The 26,735-nt window shown below is 51.5% G+C and carries 29 protein-coding genes; 10 read left to right on the top strand and 19 right to left on the bottom strand.

The features are described from left to right. Nucleotides 1–5 precede the first annotated feature (5 nt). Nucleotides 6–1,709, bottom strand: coding sequence for a fused response regulator/phosphatase (locus CWO84_RS21415; protein ID WP_101055119.1), 1,704 nt, complete (start codon nucleotides 1,707–1,709; stop codon nucleotides 6–8). Nucleotides 1,710–1,784: 75 nt separating this feature from the next. On the opposite strand from CWO84_RS21415, the gene CWO84_RS21410 reads away from it, so the two are divergent. Next, the gene (locus CWO84_RS21410) at nucleotides 1,785–2,156 is read left to right on the top strand and encodes a DUF6164 family protein (protein ID WP_033155411.1); all 372 of its coding nucleotides are present in this window, start codon (nucleotides 1,785–1,787) and stop codon (nucleotides 2,154–2,156) included. 7 nt (nucleotides 2,157–2,163) lie between these two features. Here CWO84_RS21410 and CWO84_RS21405 read toward each other — a convergent pair whose 3' ends face one another. The 11 genes from CWO84_RS21405 to CWO84_RS21355 form a co-directional block, all read right to left on the bottom strand. After that, entirely contained in the window at nucleotides 2,164–2,400 is a 237-nt protein-coding gene (locus tag CWO84_RS21405; RefSeq protein WP_033155412.1) for a TIGR02647 family protein, read from the bottom strand. A 24-nt stretch (nucleotides 2,401–2,424) separates the two neighbouring features. Continuing rightward, entirely contained in the window at nucleotides 2,425–3,198 is a 774-nt protein-coding gene (locus CWO84_RS21400; RefSeq protein WP_033155413.1) for a DUF3530 family protein, read from the bottom strand. An 8-nt stretch (nucleotides 3,199–3,206) separates the two neighbouring features. Continuing rightward, the gene (locus CWO84_RS21395; protein WP_033155782.1) at nucleotides 3,207–4,277 is read right to left on the bottom strand and encodes an AI-2E family transporter; all 1,071 of its coding nucleotides are present in this window, start codon (nucleotides 4,275–4,277) and stop codon (nucleotides 3,207–3,209) included. An 18-nt stretch (nucleotides 4,278–4,295) separates the two neighbouring features. Then, nucleotides 4,296–4,931 carry a DedA family protein gene (locus CWO84_RS21390; protein ID WP_101055117.1) on the bottom strand — a complete coding sequence of 212 codons (636 nt, stop codon included), beginning with the start codon at nucleotides 4,929–4,931 and terminating at the stop codon, nucleotides 4,296–4,298. Between the two features lie 67 nt (nucleotides 4,932–4,998). After that, the gene (locus CWO84_RS21385) at nucleotides 4,999–5,319 is read right to left on the bottom strand and encodes a cold shock domain-containing protein (protein WP_051669653.1); all 321 of its coding nucleotides are present in this window, start codon (nucleotides 5,317–5,319) and stop codon (nucleotides 4,999–5,001) included. A 355-nt stretch (nucleotides 5,320–5,674) separates the two neighbouring features. Next, on the bottom strand, nucleotides 5,675–6,037 hold the full coding sequence (locus CWO84_RS21380) for a hypothetical protein (protein ID WP_033155415.1): 363 nt from the start codon (nucleotides 6,035–6,037) through the stop codon (nucleotides 5,675–5,677). Nucleotides 6,038–6,142: 105 nt separating this feature from the next. Continuing rightward, nucleotides 6,143–6,550, bottom strand: coding sequence for a ketosteroid isomerase-related protein (locus CWO84_RS21375; protein ID WP_101055115.1), 408 nt, complete (start codon nucleotides 6,548–6,550; stop codon nucleotides 6,143–6,145). 62 nt (nucleotides 6,551–6,612) lie between these two features. Next, on the bottom strand, nucleotides 6,613–7,149 hold the full coding sequence (gene cobO / locus CWO84_RS21370; protein ID WP_033155417.1) for a cob(I)yrinic acid a,c-diamide adenosyltransferase: 537 nt from the start codon (nucleotides 7,147–7,149) through the stop codon (nucleotides 6,613–6,615). A 181-nt stretch (nucleotides 7,150–7,330) separates the two neighbouring features. Beyond that, nucleotides 7,331–8,161 carry a hypothetical protein gene (locus CWO84_RS21365; protein ID WP_101055113.1) on the bottom strand — a complete coding sequence of 277 codons (831 nt, stop codon included), beginning with the start codon at nucleotides 8,159–8,161 and terminating at the stop codon, nucleotides 7,331–7,333. A 133-nt stretch (nucleotides 8,162–8,294) separates the two neighbouring features. After that, on the bottom strand, nucleotides 8,295–9,059 hold the full coding sequence (locus CWO84_RS21360; protein ID WP_101055111.1) for a VPLPA-CTERM sorting domain-containing protein: 765 nt from the start codon (nucleotides 9,057–9,059) through the stop codon (nucleotides 8,295–8,297). 86 nt (nucleotides 9,060–9,145) lie between these two features. Continuing rightward, the gene (locus CWO84_RS21355; protein ID WP_101055109.1) at nucleotides 9,146–9,475 is read right to left on the bottom strand and encodes a hypothetical protein; all 330 of its coding nucleotides are present in this window, start codon (nucleotides 9,473–9,475) and stop codon (nucleotides 9,146–9,148) included. 132 nt (nucleotides 9,476–9,607) lie between these two features. On the opposite strand from CWO84_RS21355, the gene CWO84_RS21350 reads away from it, so the two are divergent. After that, nucleotides 9,608–10,552, top strand: coding sequence for a ribokinase (locus CWO84_RS21350; protein ID WP_101055107.1), 945 nt, complete (start codon nucleotides 9,608–9,610; stop codon nucleotides 10,550–10,552). Here the strand turns inward: CWO84_RS21350 and CWO84_RS21345 are convergent. The 4 genes from CWO84_RS21345 to CWO84_RS21330 are packed head-to-tail and all read right to left on the bottom strand — an operon-like array spanning nucleotide 10,549 to nucleotide 14,173. Beyond that, nucleotides 10,549–11,367 carry a GntR family transcriptional regulator gene (locus tag CWO84_RS21345; protein WP_205800437.1) on the bottom strand — a complete coding sequence of 273 codons (819 nt, stop codon included), beginning with the start codon at nucleotides 11,365–11,367 and terminating at the stop codon, nucleotides 10,549–10,551. The genes CWO84_RS21350 and CWO84_RS21345 overlap by 4 nt on opposite strands. Nucleotides 11,368–11,386: 19 nt before the next feature. Then, nucleotides 11,387–11,653 (bottom strand): SemiSWEET transporter, encoded by a 267-nt coding sequence (locus tag CWO84_RS21340; RefSeq protein WP_033155423.1) that lies wholly within the window; start codon nucleotides 11,651–11,653, stop codon nucleotides 11,387–11,389. Between the two features lie 10 nt (nucleotides 11,654–11,663). Next, nucleotides 11,664–11,858: a hypothetical protein gene (locus CWO84_RS21335; RefSeq protein WP_101055105.1), complete on the bottom strand. Its 195-nt coding sequence runs from the start codon at nucleotides 11,856–11,858 to the stop codon at nucleotides 11,664–11,666. Between the two features lie 5 nt (nucleotides 11,859–11,863). Next, complete coding sequence (locus CWO84_RS21330; protein WP_101055103.1) at nucleotides 11,864–14,173, bottom strand: DNA translocase FtsK; 2,310 nt, start codon at nucleotides 14,171–14,173, stop codon at nucleotides 11,864–11,866. 677 nt (nucleotides 14,174–14,850) lie between these two features. Between CWO84_RS21330 and CWO84_RS24555 the strand changes: the two genes are divergently transcribed. Together CWO84_RS24555 and CWO84_RS21320 are read left to right on the top strand one after the other, a co-directional pair. Then, nucleotides 14,851–15,018 (top strand): hypothetical protein, encoded by a 168-nt coding sequence (locus CWO84_RS24555; RefSeq protein WP_165786400.1) that lies wholly within the window; start codon nucleotides 14,851–14,853, stop codon nucleotides 15,016–15,018. Nucleotides 15,019–15,020: 2 nt separating this feature from the next. Then, nucleotides 15,021–15,401 (top strand): hypothetical protein, encoded by a 381-nt coding sequence (locus CWO84_RS21320; RefSeq protein WP_101055099.1) that lies wholly within the window; start codon nucleotides 15,021–15,023, stop codon nucleotides 15,399–15,401. Nucleotides 15,402–15,477: 76 nt separating this feature from the next. Here the strand turns inward: CWO84_RS21320 and CWO84_RS21315 are convergent, their stop codons facing one another. Together CWO84_RS21315 and CWO84_RS21305 are read right to left on the bottom strand one after the other, a co-directional pair. Further along, the gene (locus CWO84_RS21315; RefSeq protein WP_101055097.1) at nucleotides 15,478–16,140 is read right to left on the bottom strand and encodes a hypothetical protein; all 663 of its coding nucleotides are present in this window, start codon (nucleotides 16,138–16,140) and stop codon (nucleotides 15,478–15,480) included. A gap of 253 nt (nucleotides 16,141–16,393) precedes the next feature. Beyond that, nucleotides 16,394–16,819 carry a hypothetical protein gene (locus tag CWO84_RS21305; protein ID WP_101055093.1) on the bottom strand — a complete coding sequence of 142 codons (426 nt, stop codon included), beginning with the start codon at nucleotides 16,817–16,819 and terminating at the stop codon, nucleotides 16,394–16,396. A gap of 290 nt (nucleotides 16,820–17,109) precedes the next feature. Between CWO84_RS21305 and trxB the strand changes: the two genes are divergently transcribed. Further along, nucleotides 17,110–18,066 carry a thioredoxin-disulfide reductase gene (gene trxB, locus CWO84_RS21300; RefSeq protein WP_101055091.1) on the top strand — a complete coding sequence of 319 codons (957 nt, stop codon included), beginning with the start codon at nucleotides 17,110–17,112 and terminating at the stop codon, nucleotides 18,064–18,066. A 43-nt stretch (nucleotides 18,067–18,109) separates the two neighbouring features. On the opposite strand, the gene CWO84_RS21295 is transcribed toward trxB, so the two are convergent. After that, complete coding sequence (locus tag CWO84_RS21295) at nucleotides 18,110–18,682, bottom strand: isoprenylcysteine carboxylmethyltransferase family protein (protein WP_240618117.1); 573 nt, start codon at nucleotides 18,680–18,682, stop codon at nucleotides 18,110–18,112. An 88-nt stretch (nucleotides 18,683–18,770) separates the two neighbouring features. Here CWO84_RS21295 and CWO84_RS21290 point away from each other — a divergent pair, with 88 nt between their 5' ends. Genes CWO84_RS21290 through CWO84_RS21270 form a run of 5 tightly spaced genes read left to right on the top strand, consistent with a single transcriptional unit; the run spans nucleotide 18,771 to nucleotide 26,733 of the window. Continuing rightward, nucleotides 18,771–19,469, top strand: a complete 699-nt coding sequence (locus CWO84_RS21290) for an ABC transporter ATP-binding protein (protein ID WP_101055087.1) — start codon at nucleotides 18,771–18,773, stop codon at nucleotides 19,467–19,469. Beyond that, nucleotides 19,466–21,877 (top strand): ABC transporter permease, encoded by a 2,412-nt coding sequence (locus CWO84_RS21285; protein ID WP_101055085.1) that lies wholly within the window; start codon nucleotides 19,466–19,468, stop codon nucleotides 21,875–21,877. Before CWO84_RS21290 ends, CWO84_RS21285 begins: the two co-directional genes overlap by 4 nt. Before the next feature lie 47 nt (nucleotides 21,878–21,924). Beyond that, entirely contained in the window at nucleotides 21,925–24,111 is a 2,187-nt protein-coding gene (locus CWO84_RS21280; RefSeq protein ID WP_165786397.1) for a PhnD/SsuA/transferrin family substrate-binding protein, read from the top strand. Continuing rightward, a complete protein-coding gene (locus CWO84_RS21275) occupies nucleotides 24,108–26,294 on the top strand; it encodes a CHASE domain-containing protein (RefSeq protein ID WP_101055081.1) in 2,187 nt (728 codons plus the stop codon). The genes CWO84_RS21280 and CWO84_RS21275 overlap by 4 nt, the downstream gene beginning before the upstream one ends. Further along, nucleotides 26,284–26,733, top strand: coding sequence for a response regulator (locus CWO84_RS21270; protein WP_033155432.1), 450 nt, complete (start codon nucleotides 26,284–26,286; stop codon nucleotides 26,731–26,733). The genes CWO84_RS21275 and CWO84_RS21270 overlap by 11 nt, the downstream gene beginning before the upstream one ends. The last annotated feature ends 2 nt before the right edge of the window (nucleotides 26,734–26,735 follow it).

Here is a 26,735-nt window from a genome sequence, read left to right as displayed (position 1 = left end):
GCCCGTTAATGCCGCCAATCGAAAACCGCGGTTACGCGATTGCCGCAACCGTGGTAGCTCAGGCTGCTGCATAAAGTCTCCAGCATGATAATGCCGCGGCCGCAGTAAGCCTCATCACTCTTCCGCAAACCGATGCGCCGTCGCCAATCGAAGCCGTTGCCGCTATCGACGACTTTAACGATCAAGCGGCCACCGTACTCGGTCGCATGATGGATAAACGATAAGCGGATTTTGCCGCGCTGGAGCTGTTGCAAGCGTTCGTCCTTCATCGCATAAAAGCGCATAAAGCCCTCCGGACTGCTCTTCAGAGCCGAATCCAAGCCCAGCACGCCATGGTCCAGCGCATTCGCGAACAATTCACTGACTATCATGAAAATATCCTGGCGATAATTCTGTAAACCCTGGATTTCCATGACGGTGTTGACCATGACCGGCACCGGATTGATCAGGCGCAAACTATCGATGTCAAATTCCAGTACCTGCTTCCAGGTCGTCGCGGCGACCCGCTGCCGGGGAAGCCGGATTTCTCGCCGCCCCCAGGGCACGCTATCGACCGCACAGCTCAAAATAACCAGGGTATTGTCATCTTTCTGAATCGCACCGCCGGTGTGTGCTTCAAGGCTGGCCTGCAAATTTTTGATGGCGTCGGATTTACTTTGCCGGATAGCATTAAGAATGCGTTCCCCGCCGAAAAGCTCACCTTCAGCATTTTCCGCCTCAAAAATACCATCCGTGAGCAGATATAAACACTGACTCTCGCTTACCCGATGCAGTTGCTCTTCGATGTCAATCGAAGGCTGAATACCCAGCGGAATATTCAAAGAGCGTATCGCCAAAAAACTGTTGTCGGCATGATTGACTAAAAAATGCTCGGGTAGCCCGCAGGTAATGCTTTTCATCGACGACGACTCGGGATACAGCGCCACCACCGTCGCCGCCAAAAAGCGGTTGGCCGGCAACACCCGATACAGTTTGGCGTTAATTTCGGTAACGATTTCGTTAATATCGAAACCTTTCCGCGTCATGCCATAGAAAATGTCCGCCAGCGGCGTAGCGGCTATCGATGCCGACAAACCGTGGCCGGTAAAATCGCCCAACAGCACATGCAAATGATTTTCCGGGGTTTTGGCAATCAACACCAAATCGCCGTTAAACAAGGCCATCGGCGACATCACCACTTCCACGGCTTCAGTTTCCAGAAAGTCGGCTTTTAACACGTCATTGAACAGTTTGGCCGCGACTTCATGTTCCAGGTCGGAAGTCTGCCAATAATCGAGCAGCAGCGTTTTTTGCGCGTGCTCGTGCTGATACAACATGCGCAGTTTTAACGACGACCGTATTTTTAACAGCAATAAATGCTGATTGACCGGTCGACAAATGACAGCGTCGATCTCAACAGCGGCGCAATGGTCCAGCAGCGTGTCGGTTAAATCATCGGCAATCAATATGATAGGCAGGTAGGAGTCGGCCGCATCGCGCATATCGGCAACCTGCCGCCAAGGCCAATCTCGACAGGCAATAATCAGTAAATCCACCGGCGCATTTGTCAGCAGCTCCATCACCTCTTCCGCACTCGACGCCACCGCACAGCGAAAATCCTGCGCGCGCAGCACGCCTTGCAAACTATCTGCACTTGGGTTTGCTCCAGCATCCTCCAGCAAAACAATAGAGGTCTGAGCGGGCAGTGGAAATGGGCTGGGATGATTCATTCTGAAGAGTTTGCCCGGCGCTCGATGCACGCTTATTGATTTATAATTTGCGCTTCTTACACCATGCGGCTGGCTATGACGATTTTATTTTTCTCGCTAAGAGGCGTACCCACGGACGAAGCGGACGATGTTCGGCAGTTACTGGCCGACAACGATATTGAATTTTACGAAACGTCAGCAGGCAACTGGGGCATTTCCATGCCGGCTATCTGGCTTTATCAACGCGATGACGTCGATAAAGCCAGACAATTATTCAACGAATACCAACAAGAACGCGCCCTAAACCAACGCGCACTGTACCGGCAATTGAAGGCGCAAGGCGAATACCAAGGCTTTTTCCGCCACAATCTGAACAAGCCCATCCGATTTCTCGGCTATAGCCTGCTCATAGTCCTGATTTTTTACGTCTCTTTGAAATGGTTGTTCGAGCTGGGCCTAGGCCTTTGAATCGTCGTTAGTTAGACTGCAATATCGTCAGCATCCGTTGGGCGTGTTCCGCCACTTCTATACCCAGGTCGGTCAAATACCCGCCGTCATGTTGTGTGACCAAACCTTTGTCGAATAGCCGTTGCGCCGCAGCAATCAACACCGGATCGGCATTGCCATGCACCTTGACACCTTCTTGTACGGACTCCAGATTGAACAAGGATAAAAATTTAATTTCCGCGACCAATTCGTCGGTTAAAAGCATGTGTTGCACCCTTTGTAATAATTATTAATCTTGGCTGACCGTCGTGGTCAGCCAACTGTATACGCGCTTTACAAGCAATTCGTAATCTTGTTGATAGCCGTGATCCTCGCCATCCATTCTTATTTGCCGATACACCGGATTATCTTTACCGGCCATACGCCGTTGCCGGGCGCTATCGAGCACTGCCGGTAAATCAAACTCGGCATAGACATCCAAAAAAGGCAATTGCACTTTTTTAATCAAATCCAGACTTTGCGCCTGTGTTGCAGTCGTTTGCGGCACCGGCAAACTAATCGATACCAGCGCCGCCACGTCATTGGGTTTATCGGCAAGGCGGGATGCGGCCATCAAAGCGCCCATGCCGTAGCCGACAATCGCGATATGTTTCGCACCGTTTTTCAGCAGATGTTCCACAGCCGCATCAATGCGTCCACGCGCCTCCTCAAACAGAGGGTAATACTCTTCAGCCTGGGCGCTGCTTTCCCTGATAGGCATTTGTAAGGCAAGCGTAGCCCAATTATGCATCGGCAACGTGGTTCGCAAGCGATGGATCAAGGGCTTGGCATCGGGATGTTCGCCCATATCGTGCAGTACGATTGCCACTTGGCTGTTGTCGGTCTTTTCGGCTTCCGTGAAGAGCGCCAGAAAAGTTTTGTCGGCGGATTTCAACCAAATCGCCTGCCCCATGGACAATTGTTGCTGAATAGCCGCAGCAAAGTCCTGCTCTCTGCGGCTATCGGTCGCAAACACCAATGTCGAAACTAGCAATAATGCCGTAAATAACGACGCATTGCGCATAGTGAACACTAACCTTTGCTGTAAAAACCGCTAAAGGTATAACGCTCATGGATATGCCGCAACAGCACCATAATCACCGACGCCACCGGCAAGGCCAACAAGACGCCTAAAAACCCGAACAGCTGACCACCCGCCAGTACAGCAAACATCACTGCTACGGGATGTAAACCGATTTTGTTTCCGACCAACCACGGCGTCAACAGCATGCCTTCCATACTCTGACCCACCGCAAAAACGATCAACACCGGCAATAAATGCATCGCATCCTGAAATTGTAGCAAGGCCGCGATGCAGGCAAAGACGATACCGGTGATGGCCCCCATATACGGTACGAAACTGACCAAACCAGCCAGCATACCGATCACCAGGGCCAGTTCCAGATCCACCAACCACAAGCCGACGCTGTAAATCACGCCAAGCGCCAGCATCACATAAAACTGGCCGCGCATGAAAGCACCCAACACCACGTCGGCCTCGCCGGCCAGTTTGGCGACAGTACCGGCAACGCGGCGTGGAAACAAATCGTGGATCCGCGCCACTAAGTCGTCCCAATCGCGCAGTAAATAGAAGGTAATCACCGGAATCAACACCAGATTCATCACCCAACCAACGATCACCGCACCGGAATGGGAGACCGATTGAATCAGGTTCTCGGCAACGCCGTCGCCGTCTTGCCAATGACTCTTGATCAGATTAATCAATTGATCTTCGCGCAACGGTCTAATCGTGCGTCCCAGATATTTTTGCAAAACCGGCACGACCGATTTGTTTATCCAGTTTAAATAAGACGGCAGTTTGTCGATGAATTCGCTGATTTGATATTCCAGGGCAGGAATGATGACGATCAGCAGCGCCGCTATTGAAAAAATGATACCGGAAAACACCACCATGACTGCCAGCGTCCGATTTAAACGCCAACCACGGAATTGCAAAGTTTCCAGCCTATCCACAACTGGATCGCCGAGGTAAGCGAGAATGGCCGCAAACGCAAAAGGCATCAGCACCGGCGCCAACACATACAATAGGCCGCCGAAAGCCAGTATAAAGGCCAGTACAAACCATTTTTGCGAATCGTTCATCTCTACCATCATGCGACCTTATTGCTTGGCTTGTTTACGGGCTTTCCAAACTTCCAGCACTATCGGCAAGACCGAAATCAGCACGATGCCTAACACCACTAACTCAAAGTTTTTCTTCACCAACGGAATATTGCCGAAGAAATAGCCGGCAAACACGCAAATCAACACCCATGCCACTCCGCCGATAATGTTATACAAAATGAAAGTGCTGTAAGGCATTTTCCCTATCCCCGCCACGAACGGCGCAAAGGTTCGCACGATAGGCACAAAGCGCGCCAGTACGATAGTTTTACCGCCGTAGGTATCGTAGAACGCCTGGGCGCGTTCAAGATGTTCGCGGTTTACCCAACTGAGCGAATAGGCGCGTTGACCAATGCTGCGACCTATCCAATAGTTGACGGTATCGCCCAGCACCGCCGCAGCTCCCAAGACGCCGAGCAATATCGGCAGATTGAAAGCATCCATCGCCACGAAGGCACCGGCGGCAAACAACAGGGAGTCACCGGGCAAAAACGGCATCACCACGAAACCCGTCTCGACAAAAATCACCAAAAACAAAATGGCATAGGTCAGCGTGCCATAGTCGCTGATGATATTGGCCAAATGTTTATCGATGTGCAGCAGAATGTCGGTCAAATAGTGTAGCCAGTCCATGTTTTACTCGTTTGGTTGAAAAATCTCGGTCAATAATATCTGCTACCGATGACAGCTTTTCGGCGCGCTAGAAGAAATAAGCCGCTACTGCCCCGCTTATTAGAGCAAGTGCCGCCGCCAGCAACCATACCCACAGTTTAGGCTTACCGGATTTTTGCTCGTAAGGCACACCTTCGATGCGCGCATTCACTGCTTTCAATTTACCGCCGGTATCACGGGCGACTTCATAAAACAACACATCGCCGCGCACCGGACGGCGGGCCATGCCTTTTAAAGAGGAAATATGTACAAAAATATCTTTGTCGCCGTTATCCGGCTGAATAAAGCCAAAACCTCTATCGTCTTTCCAGGTTTTTAAAACACCTTTCAGGATGGTCGTATCCGCCATCTTTTCACCTCTAGTTAATTATTATTTTTGTGTATTTTGTCTGAAAAATCCCGAAAACATAAAACCCGGCCTGGGCGCTTTTGATCGATTACGCCGCCTGACTTTGCGATTCCCGGTAAACCTGGCATCCGCTACTACGATGCGTTAGCTGTTTTACCAGCCAACGTGCCTGGCAAACGGCAGACGGTATTGCCGGTTCTGTTTGGATGGTTAATTTGCGAAGAAGACGACGACCACACCCGGCGTCGATATTCATAAAAGCACTGACAAATCGGCTAACGAAATCTTTCACCGCTAACCGATCAATGGGAGACAAGACGGCGTTTCCAGCTATCGCGCAAAACGCCGCCTTTGATTAAAATTTCTTGTCAATCAAAACCTTATCATCGATAACCAGCTTCGACACGCCTCCCAATGCCAAATGCAGGGTACAGGATGCGGTTTTGAAGTTAGAGTCTTTCTCGCCTACCCATTCCATCGTGACATAGGTCGTTTTATCGGTATCGGTTTTGGACGGGAAATACACTTGGGTACCGGTTTTGTTTTCGATCAACTTCGGACATTTTTGGTTAGCCATTTCCTGCATGGCTACCAACGTGCGGATTTGCGCAGCGGCCTCTTTTTCCTCGTTGGATTGATCCTTGCTGACACCCACCAAGATAAAACCGGCTACAAACACCCCCACCACAGCGATCATCAATTTCTGTGTTTCACCCATTGTTGCTCTCCTCTGTTTTGTAGTTATTTTTTCGGCGAATCCGAATTGTTACCCTTCGGATTCTATGCCAATCGACCGGTATCGGCAATGCGCCTGACAAAAGCCTTACTGCGGATCCACCTGCGCAATCCAATCGCCTAAATTATAGTAGTTGGTGATGCGCGCGACTTTACCGTCGCGAATATCGAAAAACGCGCCGGCCGGCAAGCGATAGGTTTGACCATTGGCTTCCGGCAGACCTTCGTCGGTATTCAGATATTCGCCCAATACCACAAACTCCGCTGCGCCGCGGGTGCCGTCCTCGTTAGCCATGATCACCATATCCACCAACTGTTCTTTGTAGTGGTGATTCATTTTTTTCATGAACTCAGCGAAAGCAGCCTTGCCTTGCTCGCGGTCGCCCTGGTTGATGTCATGTACCACATCGTCGGTCAACAAGCTCAGAAAGGTATCCATGTCGCCGCTGTTGAATGCTTGATAGTACTGTTCGATAAGTTTTTTTGCTTGTCGCATAGTGGTATTGGTGCCTGGATTAAAAACCGGCAATTCTGCCAGAAGCCCGGTTTTTTTTCAGCTTAAAATTCCACGCCCTGCTCGGCTTTGATGCCGGCGGCAAAAGCATGTTTGATTCGGGTCATCTCGGTGACCGTGTCTGCTGCTTCGATGACTTCCGGTGCCGCATTGCGGCCGGTCATCACCAAGTGTAGCCAGGTGGGTTTATCGTTTTTGATGAAATCGGCGATTTCCTGGCCGCTGATCCAACCATAGCCGCAGCAGTAATTGATTTCGTCGAGGATCACCAAATCAAACTCTTCGGAGAGAATTTTTTGTTTAGCAAACTCCCAAATTTCCCGGCTGGTTTTAATATCTTGTTCCGGATTCTTGGTATCCCAGGTAAAACCATCGCCCAAGGCATGCCACTCGATTTCTTCGAATCGCGTCGCCGCCCGTTGCTCGCCGGTTTGCCACTGGCCTTTGATGAATTGAATCACGCAGACCTTCATGCCCCACCCGGCGGCGCGGAATACCATGCCAAACGCACTTGAGGACTTACCCTTACCTTCGCCGGTGTGTACCAGTACGACACCGTGCCTTCTATCTCTGGTTTTCATTAATTATGTTTCTCTGGCCGATTTAGCAGCCGCTCGTTCAAGTTGGCCGGACATTGTAACAACTTAGTAGCTGCTAAGAGACAGAAGCAGGAATGCCGCACCGCAACCGGTCAGGCGAAGGGCAAAAGCCGCAGTGAAGAATACTTTTGCCGCGCCTGCTTAAAGGCAATGGCGTGTCGATCTAGCCCAGGCACGACTTGCGCCGTACGGAATAGCCCAACGTATACAATCCGGCAACAAAAGTCCAAAACGCGGCAGGTAACGGCACGGGGGCGTAGCTAAAACCGCTGCCGCTCAGCAGCTGATAACGGCTATCGGCAATACCGAGATACACCAAACCGGTGTTCCCGAAATTAGCGGACGACTGGGTCAGAGTAGATTTGAAATAGCTACTGGCGCCCGCGCCGACTTCCAGAAAAGCATCCAGTGAAATCAAGGTATTGACCGGCAGCGAAAATGTCGCCACACCGGTACACGACGCCAGCCATGAACAACTGAAGCTGCGCGGTGTATAACCATTTTCCGTGAAAGAAATACTGTCACCCGTACTTAGTTGCACAGCACCGCTGGCGGCCGCGGTGCCGGACAATGCTCCCGACACCAAATAAGTCAAAGTCAGATCGATATTTCGACCGCTGGGGCCCACCAACTTGAAGTTATCGGCAAATGACACCCTGCTGCTGGCGCTGGCGACATTCGCGGCATAGGCTGTCGCACTGGCACTGGCACTGGCTTTCATTACGCCGGGAGTGACAAAACCGCCGGCGGCGGAGCGGTACGTCTCAACGTAACTACCCGGCCCGCCCGCATTGGGTACTTGATACAACGCATCGACCGTAGACGATGAAGGGCTATTGATGTTGTTTAACACCTTGGAATCCGCATCGTAGGACTGACTGCCATAAGCGGCGTTCGCACTGGCGATCACGGTCAACGATGTGGTGTACGCAGCTGCTGTTGGTGCATAAGCCAACACTGCACAAAGCGCCAGCAAAGACGGGAAGCGATTCATAAAAGCCCTCTAATTGATTAACGTTGTTAAAAATGGTGGATGTCACAACTACCGGCCAAGCTCAAAACGAGTGCCGGTGCGCTTAAACGCTACTTGGGAAATCAGAAAAGTTTCAGATACCGGCCGCAGCGGCTCATTGCCGACGCACCGCTCCGATTAGCGCCAATAATGCCGATCCGAAAAGCCAAGCCGAGGCTGGCAACGGCACTTGAGAAATCCCTGAAACGTTTGCGTAAGCATGAGTGGTAACCTTGAAGGATACCCGCCCTGTACTCGTGGTAGGCAGCGTGACCGATAAAGTGCCAGCGGCCTGGTTCGGCAAACTACCGACGAAACTGGCATTAAGGAACAGATCCTTACGGCTGGACAAAGATCGGTTGGGATCACCGAAATCGTTTACCACCAGCAACACCCAGGCCGCCGCCACATCATTGGTCCCGCTGCCAGGCACCAAACCGATATTCATGCTGTAGTCGACCGAGAAGGTTGTCGCACCGCTTCCGGAACCGGTGAAGCTGCCGGTGCGATAACTTTCGGTGGTCACCGCGTCGCCGAATGCTGGATCTATATCCTGGGAATAGCTGTGCAAAATATTTGAATCGACATCGGCTTTCGAGGTAAGCGAGCGTATCCCACTCCCCGTTTGTAAGCTGGCCAACGGCGTCACCCAATCCGATGAATAGGTGCCTTCGCCGTAAGGCGTGTCCATGCGCGTATCCACGCGCGAAGATTTATCGTACCAAGCAATTCCCGCATTGGTGCTGGTTCCCGAAGTCACTCTCAAGGTATTCCAGTCAACGGTAACCTCGGCAGTTGCATTCGCACTCGCGACGGCATTTGTATTGAAGGCCATCAGATTGAGGATGGACAGGGTTAGTAAAGCAGTTTTGACTTTCATAATATTTCCTTTGGAAATGCGAAGCGTGGCTTTACCGGTCAGTTCGAATTTCTAAACGAACTGAAATCGGTAGCATAAATTAATGGCTACTCACTTGGACCAATGGCCAGATAACTGCAGACTACATCGACATCGGTTTCCAAACCTGTTTCGGTATTGGCTGCCGAAATGGCTATCAGGTCTCGGCCACCAGCCGCGCCGCCCGGAACGTACTCGATAGACCAAGGAACAAACGTGGTACCCGCGTTAGACATACCTTCGGCCGAATAAATACTAACGGTTACATCAGGTCTGGCCGAAAAAGGTGGCACACTGGCCCAGAGCAATCGGGTATGCGCGCCGCCTTCGCCTGGTGTCATGTTTTCCGTACCGCTAACGATTTGGGTGTTATTGATATTCAGAACTTGCTGGGTCATGGCTAATACTCCATTTTTTGGTATTAAAATAAGTAACCATATAGATACCATTTAGATTTTTTTGCGTCAATCGTAAATTATTGGTTTTATTTCGGTACTATTTCACAGACTTTTTCCTAAAACGGAGATTTCGTGTCCATCCTAGTATTAGCCAGCTATGTCCATGCTCATTGCCTGAACGTTGAGCGCTTGCCTTGCTCGGGCGAATCCTTGCAAGCAACCGGCAGGATCGAGGAACACGGCGGCAAGGGCTTGAATGCTGGCTTAGCCGCGCATAGGCTTGGCGCTGAGGTGGCAATGCTATTGCCGCTGGGAATGGATTCGGCGGCGGATGAAGTAATTGAGCTCATCAAGAACACAGGCATGGACAGCCGCTGGCTGCTGAAAACAGGACCGCAATCCGGTTTTGGTGTCGGTTTTATCAGCCCGACCGGCGAGAATTTCCTGGCAGTCCATCCGGGAGCCAACACACTGCTGAAAGAGAAACACGTCGAACAAGCCCTGGCCTCCCTGCCCCATCTCAATCTGATTTACGCCCAATTCGAAATCCCGGAAGCACCGATCCGCAGAGCCTTCCAGATCGCTGGTCAGCGCGGCATCCGCACTATGCTGAACCCTTCGCCCTGGCGGCAACCTGATCCCGGCTTATTAAAGCTGACCGATATTTTGGTGGTAAACGAAACCGAAGCCGCTGCATTATTCGGCCTAGGCAACAATGCGATCAGCCTGGCGCAGTGGCTGAGTAACTTATGCAAGTGGGCGGAAAAAATTGCCTGGTCCGGAGAGCTGCTGGTGGTCACACTGGGTGAGGCGGGATGCGTGGCGTTAACGAAAGGCATGGTTCTTCACCAACCGGCTTGGCCGGTAACCGCACTGGACGCCACCGGCGCCGGCGACGCGTTCAGCGCCGGCCTGGCGACTGCCTTGCTGAATAATCTGAGTTTAACCGAGGCTTTGAGCCTAGCCAGTGCCAGCGGTGCCTGGGTCGCCAAACATCATGGCGTATTGAGGTGCTTGCCGACGCCAGCCGAGATCGACCACTTTATGAAAACCAATCCAACACCAAAATCAGTCTAGTTCGGCCGGATTTTCAGGTTAACCCGGTAGGTATAGGCGTCGCCGCGAAACGTGCCTTCGACATACTCCACGATCTGCCCGTTGTCGGCGTAGGTCTTGCGCTTCAACAACAAGCAGGGACCCGGCTGGTCAAAACCGAATACGCCGGCTTCCACGTCATCGCTGAGCACCGCTTCGATGGATTGTTCGGCATGCACCAAGCCTAAGCCGCATTGGGCCTCAAGGTATTGATAGGCAGAGCCTTCGCCGTTCCAATCAGCCAAAGCCGGCGCTACCGTTAGATCGTACCAAGCCAGTTCTCGCGACAGCGGCATGCCATCGCCCAAGCGCACCCTTACCAAACGTAGAAATCGCGTCGATGCCGGGCGATTAAAAATGGAGGCGATAGTTCTATCGACGACAATCTGGTGATCGAGAATTTGCGTGGATGGCGTGATACCCAGCTCGCGCATTTCTTCGGTAAAGCCTTTCAGCTTACCCATCTCCGGATTGATCCGCGACGGCGGCGCCTTAACGGTAACGCCGGCCCGGCCATGGGTGGCAATACAATCCTGAGCTCGCAATTCTTCGTAACAACGCCGCACCGTGGTGCGGCTCAGATCCAACGCTTCCGCTAATGCCCGTTCGGATGGCAGGCTAATCCCGTCACCAAGCTCGCCGGACTGAATCATATCGGTAATACGTCTTTGCAGTTGCTTGTAGACAGGCTCGGAAATCGCGGTATTCGGGCGAATCTTCTCAATGAAAGCACTGCTGTCATTGGCGGCGAAACTATCGGGTTTTATTTCGATATGGCTGGAAGCACTGGAAGACATTGTGATTGACCCGGCATATTCATTTACGCAGCAGATTGTGAATCTTAAAGCCCAAGATAGCCGCTGCCAGCAAAAAGGTAATAGCGTTGGCTACTATGATAGCTATATTCACCAAATAGATACCATAAATTAACCACAGCAACACCCCCAACGTAAACATGCTGTACATGCCTAGCGACAGGGATTCGGTGTCGCGGGTTTTGAAAGTCTTAATTGCTTGCGGCAGAAAAGAAGCGGTCGTCAAGGTCGCCGCCAGATAACCGATTAGCTCGGGAATTAGGTTCATATCAGAAAAATCAAACCAAGAAATGTTGCCAGCCAAAGTAGCCCAAGGCGATCAGCAGGAATTGCACAAAAGCCAGCAGCCAGAAATAACCAACAAACATCATGATTCTGACCGGGGTTTCCTGGCTTTGTTTGGAACTAAGCAACCAGCCGCCGATGCCGGAAATAGCTGCGACGGCCAGTAAGCCAATGATAACGATATTCATCGCAATCAGCGCGGCGGCGGCGCCAACACCTCGCGGGAGCCGTTGGTTTCCGGCATGCTGACCACGCCGGCGTTTTCCATGTCTTCGATGATGCGCGCCGCCCGGTTGTAACCGATTTTGAAACGGCGTTGCACGCTGGAAATGGAGGCCTTGCGCGACTCGGTGACGAAAGCCACCGCTTCGTCGTAAAGCGCGTCGGATTCGCTGTCTTCGCTATCCAAGCCGGCGACTTCACCGCTATCGGTACGTTCCTGGGTGATTTCGTCCAGATAGTTGGTCGGACCGGTTTTTTTCAAGAACTCCACTACGCGATGGACTTCGTGGTCGTCCACAAACGCACCATGAGCTCTCAGCGGGATACTGGTACCGGACGGCAGGAACAGCATATCGCCATTACCCAGCAAGGCTTCCGCACCGCCTTGGTCGATGATGGTCCGGGAGTCGATCCGCGACGATACCTGGAAAGAAATTCGGGTCGGCACATTGGCTTTGATCAAACCGGTCAACACGTCCACGGACGGCCGTTGCGTCGCTAACACCAGGTGGATGCCGGCCGCGCGGGCTTTTTGCGCCAAACGGGCGATCAGTTCCTCGACCTTTTTACCGACCACCATCATCATGTCGGCCAACTCGTCGATGACGATGACGATGCTAGGCAGCGTATCCAACAGCGGATAATCTTCCAGGGCTACCGGCGTTTCCGGCCGGAATAAAGGATCGCGAATCGGCTGACCGGCGGCTTCCGCTTCCCTGACCGCCTGGTTATAGCCGGCCAGATTCCGCACGCCCACTTTAGACATTAATTTGTAACGGCGCTCCATCTCGGCGACGGCCCAACGCAAAGCGTTTTGCGCATCCTTCATGTCGGTAACGACCGGCGTCAGCAAATGCGGGATGCCTTCGTACACCGACAATTCCAGCATTTTCGGGTCTATCATGATCATTCGCACATCTTCCGGCTTGGCTTTGTACAGCAAGCTCAGAATCATGGTGTTGATCGCTACAGACTTACCGGAACCCGTGGTACCGGCCACCAGCGCATGCGGCATTTTGCCCAGATCGGCGACGACCGGCGTACCGGATATATCCTTGCCCATCGCGATGCTGAGCTTGGATTTAGCCCGCTCAAACTCATCCGATACCAGCAAGTCGCGCAGCGAAACCATTTCCCGTTCTTGGTTCGGAATCTCCAAACCAATCACCGATTTGCCTTCGATAATCTCGACAATACGCACGCTGGTTACGGACAATCCGCGCGCCAAGTCCTTGGCCAGGCTGCTGATGCGGCTGACTTTGACGCCGGCCGCCAAGCGTAATTCGAATCGGGTAATCACCGGCCCAGGCAATACCGCTTCCACTTCGGCGGCGATACCGTAATCCTGCAATACATCCTCGACTTGGCGGGAAATTTCTTCCAGCTCGGCTTTGGAATAGCGCTTCACCTTGATTTCACGCTTGTCCAGCAAAGACAAGGTAGGCAAGGCGTTGATGTAGGCGCCGGGCTCCATATCGTCCACTGGCTTGCTGTCTTTTCGACGCAAGGGTCTAACTGCAGCAGTGGCGGAAGGTTGTGCGGTTTCCAGTACTTGAATCTGCGACTTTTTCGCGCGTTCTTCGGTTTTAACGTCCGGCTGCTGATTACGCGGCTTTTTGGTTTCTTTTGCAGGTTCAGGTCGTGCCGGTCTATCCGCGCGGTAACGCTCTGGCACCTCAACCGCCTGCCGACCCACCACCGAACAAGCCGTCATCGCGCATTTGCCGATAAATGCCATCATCGTCAGCCAGGACAAGCCGGTGAATAAGGTCACGCCAGTCATAAAAATGGCCAGTAGCAACAAGGTGGAACCGGAGTTGCCCAACAGATGCACCAAGGCGTCGCCTATCTCTCGCCCCAAAATGCCGCCCGGGCTCTCAGGCAAATCTACCTTGGTCCGTAAAAAGTGCAGATGTAAGAACAAAATAGCCGATCCGGAAATCATCGTGGCGAGAAACCCCGCCGAACGAGCGGCCACCAACCACTGGCTGCCCGTTTGCTGATTAGCGCCGCGATACAGCATGTAGCCGTACCAGAAAATCATGATCGGAATCAAATAAGCCATCAACCCCAGGAAACTCAGCACAAAATCCGCCAGCCAGGCACCGAATAAGCCGCAGGCATTACTGATGGATTGATAGGACGTGCTATGACTCCAACCCGGATCGTTGGAATTAAAAGTGACTAGGGCAATTAAAAAAAACAGCGCACAACTTGAAAGTCCTAGTAGTGCGATTTCGCGATAACCTCGCGCGGCTCTTTCTTCCACAACAGCAACCATAGTTGTCGGCTCACAATAAAAGCGTCACAAAACATGATTATAGCGCAATCTCTATCCTTCAAAGCCCTATAATTTTCAACAACTTCAACACCGCATTTAATGCGGGGGATTAACAAGACCATCACTATATAAGATATTGTTTTTACTAGACCAACCTTCAAACCCACATAGAATGCGGGATTGGAACTCTATCGAATTTCTATCTCACTCTATCGTTAAATAATAGCTTATCAACCTACATTAATTAAATGGCATTTAATTAACCTACTAGTCTTAAACGAACCCTCTGGACATCTTTATTGGTTCTGTCCATGATTTCTTTAGCCTTACTAGTTGTTTGCTCTTGACACAAATGGGAATAGCCCATCGTCGTGTTAATACTGGAATGACCAAGTAGTTCCTTAACCTCATATAACGAGGCTCCGTTTTGTATCATCCTAGAAGCAAAAGTGTGTCTCAATGTATGTATCGTACAATCAACTAAACCAGCACGATCAATAGCTTTACGAACAGACATATCCCTACGTTTGGTCGTGCAGCTCAAATCGAATGGGAGTTTAGACCCACAGTATCTTCAAACAACTCTTTAGTAGCTGCTGTTAAACAATTGCTTGGCTGGACTGATGAGCAAATGAAGTCGATGTTCGATTACGGTAAGACTCTATAAGGTTATTGATATGATTGACTATTTTAGAGATTGGCTATCAGAAAAATCAACATGGTTTGGAATATTTGCATTATTGGCTGCATTTAATCTTACAAATTTGACTGAAGAGCAACAAGCGGCTATTGCTGTTGTTGGTATCACTTTTGTAGCACGTCACGACAAAACACGTGGGGGTTAATAGTGGATACAAGAGCAACCGACTCGGATACTGTTCGAGAGTATTATGCTTTGGAGCACCGTGTCGTTAAATTAGAAACTCAACTAGAAGCTCAAACAGAACTAGTTAAAGAATTAAGACAAGCAATGAAAGATGATAAAGCTGAAGTTAATCAGGCAATGAAAGATTTAGCTGCTGCCCAACAAAGTCAAGCAACTAGTTTAGTAAAGATTGAAAGCGGTATTTCCAGTATGTCAAAAATCTTGATTTATGGCTTTCCAATACTTGCAGCTGTTCTATCAGCGTTTTGGATATATAACATGGATATACAAAAGAAATTGATTCCAAGTCTTCAAAAAGAATCTGTTACGCATGAACACAATACTCAATTGGTGCAAAGATAAAATTGGCATAATTTGTAAGTAGATTTGTAGGCGCAACCAAAGTAACTTTGACGCATAGAACACAGACTCTCCTTAGCTACTTATTTCTAGCTTTCCAGTATTCTGACTCTAACCATGAACATAACAGTTCTACTTGAGAAATCGCCTCAAGTACCTTTTCCTCAGTTGGTGATATTGTAGGAGGCATTAGCCAAGAATGTTCGTCTTCCTCCAAAGCAAGAGTTAACTCTGAATCATGTATAAAATATGGACTGGGATATTTTTTTAAATCATCTTCAGTGTGAGATACATTGATTATCGTAAGATATTTTGGATGTTGAATACTATTTCTGGCAAGGGTAATTTGTTCGACAATACTTAAATCAGCAGGACAAGTTGACATATCTAGGTCGATTTCATTGAAGATATCGAGGTATCCATTTAACCAACCATTTTTTTTGAAATTTACGCTAAATTTCATTCCATGATATTTATCTAGCCGATCAACCCATGCTTTTAGAAATAACTGAAGAGAGGAAGAAAGCATAGATATTGCATGATGCCCACACGCCTCAAATCCTAATTTAGCATCTAACCATTCCACCATAAACGGTGGCTCCCCATCTTCACTATAGGGTGGTATATAGGGAGCTCTTCCATTCTCAATGTCGCTTGTAATATTAGAGAACGTCGCGGAGGCATTTTTATAAAAAAAACGAATAAATTTTGTACGTTCTATGAGAAAAAACTTAATATCCAATTTTGGCTCCTATTAAACCACCTCAAAATCACCATCCATTCGAGAACCAATTCTATGGGCCTTTTTCATGTTCAAGTCATTGAATTGATTGATAGAAAACCTGTATTTCACGAGTTGAAACTCGTCAGGATTGGCGAAATGAATACTTGGGTTGACCAATGATTCAATAAGACATTTATTGATCGCCCTGAACTTTAGGCAACAAGCATCCGACATATGGTTGGCGTCTGTTCAAAGTAATTTGAAATACTGATCAAATATCCCAACTAGAAGGGTATAGAAAGCCGTTTTTAGTAAACAACTTTTCTTTTACAGCTTGGGTAGCCGCTTTGTCTTTAGCAATTCCCGAAAGCTCTAGCTCTTTTGCATATTGCGCGGCTTCTTGGAAAAACTGCCCATCCACTCCATCACGCGACACAATCTCTACGCATAGGCGAGCAATATAGTTTTTACGTTCGTTTGTCTGTTTGATGATATGCGACATTTGTTGCGTTTCCCATGGTGAGGACCGCATTTTCTCTATCCAATCAGCCTGTCCAGCTATAGCTGAAACTAGGTGCTGCATCTCCATTGTTGTTGGGTCATCAAATCCTCGCGCACGATCCAATACAAATTGGAGTAGCTTAAAAACTATAAACGCGGTAACTAACATGGTTATTACGAAAACCAAGCTTGTCATACAGACCCCTTATTTATTTCCATATTGTTGATTTTATTGATAGAAAACCTGCATTTCACGAGTTGAAACTCGTCCGAATTTCTATCACTACGATAGAGGGACACGTTAGACCCCACGAATGATGCGGTGTAGTCGTATGTCGTTGATATATCATGATTATAGATGATGTAAATCGATTTCACATTAGCTTTACCGGCCACGCCATTAAAAACCAGTCGGTAAATCGGTTTTATCGCGGGGGGAATGCCCTTATAATTTTACTACCCTAACCCGCATGGAGACTCGACATAATGGCTGCCGCAAAACATTGCAAACTCTTAATCCTAGGTTCCGGCCCGGCCGGTTACACAGCAGCCGTTTACGCCGCGCGCGCTAACTTGAATCCGGTGATGATCACCGGTATGCAACAAGGCGGCCAATTGACCACCACCACCGAGGTGGACAACTGGCCAGGCGACGTGGAAGGCCTGCAAGGTCCGGATTTGATGGAACGGATGCGTCTGCACGCGGAACGTTTCAATACCGAAATCATATTCGACCACATTCACACTGCCGATCTATCGCAAAAACCGTTTACCTTGACCGGCGATGCCGGCGTCTATACCTGCGATGCGTTAATCATTGCCACCGGCGCTTCCGCGAAATATCTGGGTCTGCCGTCCGAAGAAGCCTTCAAGGGTAAAGGCGTTTCCGCCTGCGCTACTTGCGACGGCTTCTTTTACCGCAATAAGCCGGTCGCGGTGATCGGCGGCGGTAATACTGCCGTGGAAGAAGCACTGTATTTGTCCAACATCGCCTCCGAGGTGATCGTGGTGCACCGGCGCGATAAATTCCGCTCCGAAAAAATCTTGTCGGACAAGCTGATCGAAAAATCAAAATCCGGCAATGTGCGTATCGAATGGAATCACGAGCTGGACGAAGTACTGGGCGACGACATGGGCGTGACCGGTCTGCGTATCAAGAGCACGCAGGACGGTAACACCAGAGATTTGGACGTGTACGGCGTGTTTATCGCCATCGGCCACACCCCCAACACCGACATTTTTGCCGGCCAGCTGGAGATGGACCACGGCTATATCGTCGTTAAAAGCGGCATCCACGGCAATGCCACGGCCACCAGTGTGCCCGGCGTATTCGCGGCTGGCGACGTGATGGATTCACATTACAAACAAGCTATCACCTCAGCCGGCGCCGGCTGTATGGCGGCTTTGGATGTGGAAAAATATTTGGATGAATTGACCGGCTAGGTCTATCCGCTATTGGGGCGGTTAAAACCGCCCCAATATGCTTTCAATATATCCAAGGCAATAGCCGCCAGGTCGATAAGCAAAAATCGGCATAAACCGCACCGAACTCAGCCAGCAACATCCGCTCTTCTATCTCAATGCGCCGGGTAAACGCCCAAACCGTCGGCCCTAGCAACATCGCCAACGCCAAAATATCGCCCATCGCTACCCCAGCAGCGAATAACGCGATCAGCAAGCCGGTGTAGGCCGGATGCCGTAGCCAACGGTACGGCCCTTCTTTGATTAATCTGTGTTCTTGCTGTATCAGCACGTTAGTCGTGAAAAATCGGCCCAATTTCATCACCGCCACGTAACGCAAATAAAGCCCCGAGACAAACAACAGCATGGCCAGCGCTTGCCTGGGTAGATAATCAATCCTTATAGGCGCCCAAGCCAGACTTTTAAACCACAAGGCCAGCGCCAGACTTGCCAAAATACTGATCCACAAAATACGTTGCGAACGTCGCTCCGTATTCACGACCGGCCCGGCTTGCAGCGCAGTACGGCGGGCCAAAGCAATTTCCGCCGCTATCCAAACCATGCAAAGCATTAGCCACAAAATCCGTACCGATGTCATTGATCGCCCTCCGGCGCAGTGTGCGTGAGATGACGGGTATGCCAGGATCCCCGCGCCTCGTGTAACATACCGCAATTTGCCGGCTGTTATGAAAAAGATCATCGAACTGAAACAGGTTTATAAGGACTATCCGCAAGCCGGCACGCTGCAAACTGTCTTGCATGACATCAACCTGGATATTTATCCCGGCGAATTCGTCGCCATCGTCGGCCCGTCCGGCAACGGCAAATCCACCTTATTAAATCTGCTGACCGGCATCGACCATCCCAGCCAAGGCCAAGTCAGCGTCAACGGCACCGAGCTGCAAACACTCAGTAACGAAAAACTCAGCATCTGGCGCGGCGCCAATGTCGGCATCGTGTTTCAATTCTTCCAGTTATTGCCTACTTTGAATCTGCTGCAAAACATCGTGCTACCCATGGACTTTCTCGGCTCGTTAAACAAGCAACAGCGCCGCGACCGGGCCATGTATTTGCTGGAACTGGTCGGATTGGCCGATGCCGCGGAGCGCTTGCCCAGCCAGGTTTCCGGCGGCCAGCAACAACGGGCGGCGATTGCCCGCGCGCTGGCCAACGATCCCCCGCTGATCGTCGCCGACGAACCCACCGGCAATCTGGATGCGGCCACCGCCGATTCGGTGTTCGATTTGTTTGCGCATCTGCGCGATCAAGGCAAAACCCTGGTAATGGTCACCCACAACGAAACCCTGGCCGACGCCGCCAGCCGCAAACTGGAAATCCGCTCCGGACGAATCCACGCCGACAGCCAGCCGGTAGGCAGCAGGTGAATACGCTGTGGCATAAAGTCTGGGCCGACTTATGGCTGACTAAAAGCCGCACTGCCTTGGCGATTATCAGCATCGCTGTCGGCGTCTGCTGTGTCGGCACATTGTTCGGCATGATCGATTTGCTGCTGGGCAAAATGGATGCCGCGCATCGGCAATCGCAACCGTCACACATCAATCTGATTTTGAGACAGGATGCAGACATCGGTTTGCTGGAGCAAATCAAGGCCCTACCCGGCGTAGCCGGCGTCGATACGCTGACGCCGCTGAGCGTGCATTTCCGCCAACCTGGCGAGACCGACTGGCAATTGGGAACTCTGATCATCCGGACCGACTATGGCAAGCAACATTTCGACAAAACCGCATTACAATCCGGCGATTGGCCGGGCGTAAATCAAGTAGCGATAGAAAACCTGTCCGCCCTGTCCAGCGGCATGCAAAGCGGCGACATAGAATTCGAAACCGCCCAAGGCCCGCAGACCTGGCCTATAGGCGGTATCGTCCGCCATCCCTTCGTTAAACCGCCCAAATTCGGCGGCCAAATACATTTTTTTGCCGGCACCGCACAAGCCACCCAATTCGGCATTCCGGCACACAGTTTCCGGCAGTTGCTGGTGCAAATCGCCGAACCTTACAGCAGTGAATCCGTCCGCAACGTTGCCGGGCAAATTCGCAGCCTGCTGAGCGCGCAGCATATCGGCGTCAACGTCACCTTGTTACAAGACCCGGAACAACATTGGGGCCGGCCGTTTTTAGCCGGGATCAACGGCGTCCTGCAAATCATGGCCTTGGTCTCGTTAGCCCTAGCTAGCGTATTGATTTTAAACACAGTATCGGCCCACATTACCCAGGAAACCGACCAGATCGGCGTCATGAAAGCGCTGGGCGCCAAGACCATCACGATTGCCAAACTGTATCTGCTGGAAATCCTGTTTTTATCGTTGACGGCGATAGTTTTCGCCGTACCACCCGCCCTGGCTACCGCTTATTTCAGTGCCTGCCGACTGCTGGCTTTATTCAACATCGATTGCGGCGCATTTGCCATTTCCGTGCCAGCCATTAATTACATGTTACTCGGCGGCCTGCTGGCGCCCTTGCTGGCGGGTTTGCCGCCGATTCTGCGCGGCGCTGCGCTGACGGTGCGTGCAGCAATCGCCAGTTACGGCGTGGGCGCGGATTTTGGCTACAACCGTTTCGATCTACTAATTGAGAAGTTCGGCGCGCGCTTTCTGCCGACTTTATCCGCCGCAGCCTTAGGGAATTTGTTCCGCCGTAAAGCCAGGCTGGTCTTGACACAAGGCGTATTGGTCTGTGCCGGCGTGATGTTTTTGGTGTTGACCAGCTTGATCGCCTCGCTGAATTTAACACTGGACCGGGAAATGGCCCGCAGCCGTTATGCCGTGCGGCTCGGCTTTACCCAAGACCAATCCGAACAAACAATTCGCGACATCGCCGCAGCGGTGCCCGGCACGGAACAAATAGAATTCTGGCAACGATCCAGCATACAAATTGCCAAGGACGGCCTGGCCTTGCCGCAAAAAGGCAGCCTGGGTCTGCAGATGCTGGCATTGCCGGCCAACTCGACGATGTACCAACCGCTGATTGAATCCGGACGCTGGTTCCAAGCCAGCGACGCCGGCCAGCGCGTACTGGTGCTGAGTGCGGATACGGCCGCATTGAACGCTGTCCGAGCCGGCGACATGCTGGACGTCGCGCTAGGCGCCGATCACCAGAAATGGCAAGTGATAGGCATCTATCGTTGGTTGGCCGGCAATAGTTATGCAGTGGAACCGGTCTATGCGCCGTTGGAAACCCTACGGCAGATTACTCAAAACCGGAAAATGGCGTCGTTTGCACTGCTCGATGCGCCGGTCGCCGACCTACATCAGGAGGCCGACTACCTACGCAACTTGCAACAACAGTTTCAGGACCATGATGTACAACTGGATGTTTACACCACGCTTGCCAAACTGGAACAACGCCAGTTTACCCGCAACCAGTTCAAATCAGTGCTCAACACCCTGCTGGGCCTGGCCTGCATGATTGCAGCGGTCGGCGGTATCGGTTTATCAGGCACATTAGCCATTAGCGTATTGCAGCGCATTCGCGAAATTGGCGTGTTGCGCGCCATCGGCGCCCCGTCCAAAAAAATATTCCGCATGTTTTTACTGGAAGGCCTGCTGCATGGCGGCATGGCTTGGTTACTGAGTATTCCGCTCGCCTATCTGGCCGCCGAACCGCTAGCGAAACAACTCGGACGAACTATGCTTGGCATACAACTGGATTTCCGCTTCGACTGGTGGGCTGTTCTGTACTGGTTGATGATCATGTTAATCGTGGCCTGGATAGCCGCCTTCTGGCCGGCGCGCAAGGCAACCCGCCTGAACATTAGAGAATGTTTGGGACATTGAACAGCTGAGTATTGGGTTTTACCTAAATGAGCCGTGGCCATTTATTAATGATTACAAACGCTTTGCTTAACCGGATTAAATTTCTGTTACTGGGCTGTTGCGTGCTGGTCAGCTTTTCAGCGCTGGCCGACGCACCAGTGCGGATCGGTGTATTAGCCTATCGGCCCAAGCCGCAAACCCTGGAACAATGGCAAGCACTGAGTAAAGTCTTGCACCAGGCTATACCGGAGCGCGAATTCATCGTCGAAGCTTTGAACTACGACGAACTGGAGGCCGGTGTGGACAGTAGCCAATTGGACTTTGTGCTGACCAATCCCGGCCACTATGTCCATATCAGCTATCAACACGGCTTTTCAGCACCGCTGGCCACATTGCTCAGACACGAGGACGGCGGCTCTCAGGATAAGTTCGGCGGCGTCATCTTTGCGAAAGCCGAGCGTTTGGATCTCAACGCACTCGGCGACCTGCGCGGCAAAAAAATCGCCGCTACCAGTCAAGACTCCCTGGGCGGCTTTCAAATGCAAGCCTACGAAGCCGCCCAAGCCGGCATAGACATAGTCAAGGCATCCCAATTGGTCATCACAGGTATGCCGCACGATGCGGTAACGGAAGCGGTATTGTCCGGACATGCCGATATAGGCTTTGTCCGCACCGGAGTTCTGGAGGATTTGGCCAAAAATGGCAAGCTCGATCTGCGGCAAATCAAAATCCTCAACGCTCAACCCTCTACTGAATTCAAGCTGCTATCGACTGCGCTTTATCCCGAGTGGCCGTTTTTAGCCATGCCCAACGTAGACCGCGCGCTGGCCAAAAAAGTCGCCGGCTGTTTGCTGCTGATGAGCCCCGACCTCATTCCGGGGATTGAAGGCTTTACCATCCCGGCCGATTACAATTCGGTGGAACAACTACTGCGGAACGTGCGCGCCAAGCCGTTCGACGCTGTTCCGTCATTCACGTTGACGGATATTTGGCAACGCTACCCGACACCGATACTGGCACTCAGCGCCGGCGTATTCCTGGTGGTGTTGCTCAGTTTGAGTTTATTCTCGGTGAACCGCTATCTGGCGGCGGAACGGCGCCGAGTCCGCGAACAGAATATTCGGCTGGCGGATAGCGAATATCGCTGGAAATTTGCTCTGGAAGGCGCCGACGAAGGGGTATGGGATTGGGACATTGTCAGCGGCGAGGTGTTTTTCTCGCCGCGCTGGAAATCGATGGTGGGTTATCAACCGGAAGAATTCGCCAATAACTTCGATGCCTGGCGCGACAGCCTGCATCCTGACGATACCGACCGGGTGCTGCAAACCCTGTCCGACTACTTTGACGGCAGGAATAAATTGTATTGGGTGGAGTTTCGCATGCGCTGCAAGGATGGACGCTACAAGTGGATACTCGCCAAGGGCATGGTGGTGGCGCACACGCCGGAAGGCAAACCGCAACGGATGTTGGGTACACATGTCGATATCGACAAGCATAAACAGATAGAACAAGAATTAAGGCAAAGCCACGACGCCTTGTTGCGTTCCAATGTCGATCTGGAACAGTTCGCTTACAGCGTCTCCCACGACATGCGCCAGCCTTTGCGCATGGTCTCCGGCCATTTGCAATTTTTGGAACGCAATCTCAGGGAATCACTGGATGAAGACGCGCGGCAAAATCTGAATTTTGCCTTGGAAGGCGCCAAACGGATGGATGCGATGATCGTCTCGCTGCTCGAGTATTCGCGCGTCGGCCGCAAGACTCAACAAAAATCCTGGATTGCCAGCGACGCGGTCCGCGACGAAGTGTTGCAATTCGTCGAACCCCTGGCAACACAATGCCAAGCCAACATCCGTTGCCAAGGCGACTGGCCTATCCTGTATGCCAGCCGCGACGAGCTCAGCCGCTTACTGCAAAACCTGTTGGTTAACGCCCTGCACTATCGGCAAGAATACCAAGCTCCCATTATCGATGTTAACTCCGAGGTCATTGACGGCTGTTGGCGGCTCAGCGTGCGCGACAACGGCATCGGTATAGACCCCGGACAATTTGATAGGCTGTTTCAGTTCTTTAGCCGCCTGCAAGCCCGCACGCGCTTCGAAGGCACCGGTATGGGCCTGGCTTTGTGCCGGCGCATAATAGAACATCACAACGGCAAAATATGGGTGGATTCCGCCGGCGAAGGCCTGGGTTCCTGTTTTACGTTTGAAATTCCCTTGGGCTATACCCCCGCAACCGACAGCCAGCCGACATGAATAAGCACCCTGAAACTTCGGTCGGCGCCCAGCCACGCTCAAGCCTGAGCAAACCGCGGTATTACAGCCACTGGCTGACGGTGGCAGTCCTGCTGATTACATTACTCACCAGCTACCAGGCTTGGCGGATTGCGGTTGAAGACTTGGCACACGAACGCCAGCTCTATTTCGATTTCCGCGTCCGGCAATTGGTGCAAAGTATTGAGCAACGATTACAAACTTACGAGCAAATGCTATATGGCGCCAGGGGGTTGTTTGCCGCATCAGGACTGGTAGAACGCAGCGAATATAGGGAATATGTCTCCGCACTGAACCTTGACCAACGCTTTCCCGGCATCCAGGGCGTGGGCTTTTCGCTGTGGATACCAAAAACCGAGAAAGACCGGCATGTTGCCCAGATGCGCAAACAAGGCTTTGCCGATTACGACATCCATCCCGTCGGCGAGCGGGATTTTTACACATCGATAATTTATCTGGAACCATTTTTAGGTCGCAATCTACGCGCATTCAGTTTCGACATGTTCTCTGAGCCAACTCGAAACCGCGCGATGAGCTATGCCCGCGACAACAACAGCCTGGGCATCAGCGGCAAAGTGATCTTATTGCAGGAAACCGAACAAGACGTGCAAGCCGGCTTTTTAATGTACCTGCCGGTGTATAAAAAGGACGTGCCGCACGACACGCTGGAGCAACGCCGCATCGATCTGCTGGGTTGGGTTTACGCACCATTCCGCACCAAGGACTTAATGGCCGGAATTGGCGGCGAACTAGAAAGCGATTTGGGATTGGAAATATTCGACGGGGAAACCTTAAACGAAGAAAGCCGCATGTACGGCTCGGCACCGCCGGCAAACATTCAACCACTATTGACCTCCAAACAACAGATTGTTTTGGCTTGCCACCCATGGACCTTATTGATTCATGCCGAACCGAATTTTCAAGCGCGGGTCGATCAAGACAAGCCACTCATTATCGCCGGCAGTGGCATGAGCCTCAGCCTGCTGCTAAGTTTGCTAACCTGGCAATTAGTGAACAGCCGCAGCCGCGCGCAGGCCCTGGCAGAAAACATGACCGCCGAATTGCGCGAGAGCGAAAGCCGGTTCCGGGCCATGGCGGACTCGGCGCCAGTGATGATTTGGCTCTCGGACTCAGCCAAGCGCTGTTACTGGTTCAACAAAGTCTGGTTAGACTTTACCGGGCGCAGTATTGAACAAGAACTAGATAATGGCTGGACAGAAACAGTGCATCCGGATGATCTGGAGTATTGTCTAAACTACTACACCGGACACTTTGAAAAACGCCTGCCTTTCAGCATGGAATATCGTATGAGACGCCACGATGGTGAATATCGCTGGTTGTTCGACACCGGTATTCCCCGTTACGACGACCACGGCGAATTCGTCGGTTATATCGGCTCTTGCATCGATATTACCGAGCGTAGACGAATCAGCATGGCTCTGGAATCCAGCAACGCCGACCTGAGCCGTTTCGCAGAAATTTCCGCCCATCATTTGATGGAGCCGACTCGCCGCTTCAGCAGTTTTACTCAACGCTTACGCAACTCATTAAAGGCGTATCCGGAGGCCTTGGGCGACGAAGACATTAATAGTAGCCTGGATTATCTGGAACACGACGCACTGCGTTTAATCGGTCTGGTACGTGACATTCAACTTTACGTGACCGCCAATCAAGCCCGCGACAAAATGACTCATGTGGACGCCAAAACCGCTGCCCAAGCGGCTATCCACGCTTTAGCGGACGCGATAGCGATTGCAGGCGCAAGTGTCAGCGTCGGCGAACTACCGCATGCCTATATCGATCTCCCCCGCATGGCCGAGCTATTTAGATTGCTTTTGGACAATGCACTCAAACACGGCCGGCCAGCCAATTCTGAACAACCCTTACGGATCGAAATTGGCGGCGTATCCGATCTGGACGTAAATCGTTATTATGTGCGCGATAACGGCGATGGGATAGATGCGGAATACCGGCAACGGGTCTTCGAAATTTTTGAGCGCCTGCATTATCGCGACAACGAGGCCGGCACCGGCATTGGTCTGTCGATAGCCCGCCGCATCGTCAGCAGTTGTCGCGGCAAAATTTGGATTGAAAGCACAGCGCAGAACGGTACGGCAGTGGTGTTCGAGCTACCCAATATAGAAGGAAATAAGCATGACGGATAAATCAACGCCGCTGTTCGATGTGTTGCTGGTGGAAGACGAACCCGCCGACGCCCATCTGGTGAAAATGAGTTTCAAGGAAAACCGGGTGCGTTGCAATCTGCATCATGTCTGGGACGGTGTCGAAGCGCTGGCGTTTTTACGGCGGCAAGGCGCCGACTATGCCGACGTGCCGCGCCCGGATTTGATCTTACTGGATCTGAATATGCCGCGCATGAACGGCCGCGAGTTTCTGGCTAAAATCAAGTCGGAACCGGACTTTTCCAGCATTCCGGCTATTGTCCTGACCACTTCCGATATTGAGCGCGACGTGGTCGCAACCTATCAACTAGGCGCCAATAGCTACATTACCAAACCGGTGGATGTCGAACAATTTATCGCGGCGGTTCGGCAAATCGAAGGCTATTGGTTCAATGTAGTGCGCTTACCCAGCAAGCAATAATT

This window comes from Methylomonas sp. Kb3 (assembly GCF_002834115.1).
Classification (GTDB): Bacteria; Pseudomonadota; Gammaproteobacteria; order Methylococcales; family Methylomonadaceae; genus Methylomonas; species Methylomonas defluvii.
The sequence above is the reverse complement of the archived record's forward strand: the minus strand, read 5'-3'. Positions and strand labels throughout refer to the sequence as shown.